The 1,161-nt window shown below is 57.7% G+C and carries 2 protein-coding genes; both read right to left on the bottom strand.

Translation table 11 applies throughout. The features are described from left to right. Positions 1–712 (bottom strand): integrating conjugative element protein (locus Xsze_RS21440; protein WP_244590096.1); only part of this gene is annotated, 712 nt, incomplete at its 3' end. A gap of 52 nt (positions 713–764) precedes the next feature. Continuing rightward, on the bottom strand, positions 765–1,161 hold a 397-nt coding region (locus Xsze_RS21435; protein WP_099139193.1), incomplete at its 5' end, for a TIGR03756 family integrating conjugative element protein.

Below are 1,161 nucleotides of genomic sequence, written 5' to 3'. Positions count from 1 at the left end.
ATGACTGGCTCAGTACCGGCAACTGATTCATCATATTAAACCCGGCGCTGGCTAAATCACGGGTCGGACGAATGGCATTCTGTCCCTTCCCGCCCTGTCGTTGCCCGCCAATCCACGGATGCCCGCCGGCACCGGTCGTTTTACTGCCGGCGTTATTCGCACGCACGGCATCGCCATCCCCGCCATTGACCAGATTTTTGTACTCCTGTAAGGCGGCCGATTGGCTCCATTTGGTGTTCTGCGCAAAATCCATCATTCTTTTCGCCATGTTCTGACAGTTGAACTGGGCTTTATCAAACGCCACATTGGCCTGCAACACGCCGTTGGTCAGCATGTCATACAGCCCCGGATTGGCCCGCTGAATTATCATGGCCGGGAGACTGGCGACGGCACCGGTGGCCCCCTGAATTACATCACTCATCAGGTTCTTAAACCCCGCCGTGATGCCATTTAACTGATTACTGACCGTGGCTTTCAGGTCGAAATTGCCACACATCAAATCCGAGCTCCAGCCCAACTCCAGACCGGCCAGCATGGTTGAACCGCCGCGATTGGCCGGCTCAGAAATCACCGAGCCGCCACCCAGCGTATAAAACAGCGTATCGGAGACCGCCCCGCTGGCCTCTGCACCATAGCCCAGGGCACTTCGATTCACCTGCGGTAAGGTGAGGGACAGCCCGGCGGCATGGGACTGTACCGGAGCAAGCATCATTGCACCCGCGACCAGCCATAAGGTGTTTCTTTTCATCATCTTGCCTCCTGATTCACACATCCGTGCTGCTGAGAAAACGCTGCCCGCGCCGCTTGCAGCAGCTGTAAGGCTGCCACAAGGCATAAGCCTGATTACCGGCTGTCGCGGCGGTATGGCTGCCATCCGGAAACACGGCACAAGACTGACTTAACTGTGGCGACAACCGCTGCCACTGATGATTTTTCGTGCCGGTATTTTCCGTCACCGGCGGCGGCGGCCAGTAGCCATCACGGCGTTGCCCGGTCAGCGGCTGATAGACATGGGGCTGACCGGTACGGGTAATAATGTCAGCCACCCGCTGTGCCACCACGGCCGCCGCTTTATCTTCATCCGCCTGCGTAACAAAACCGGCACGCGGGTAGAGATTGCCCCACATATTGCCCGTCAGCTGATTGCCCAATTCCCGTAGA

The sequence above is a fragment of the Xenorhabdus szentirmaii DSM 16338 genome (assembly GCF_002632585.1).
GTDB lineage: Bacteria > Pseudomonadota > Gammaproteobacteria > Enterobacterales > Enterobacteriaceae > Xenorhabdus > Xenorhabdus szentirmaii.
Note: the sequence above shows the minus strand (reverse complement) of the source record. Positions and strands in the feature narration are given on the sequence as shown.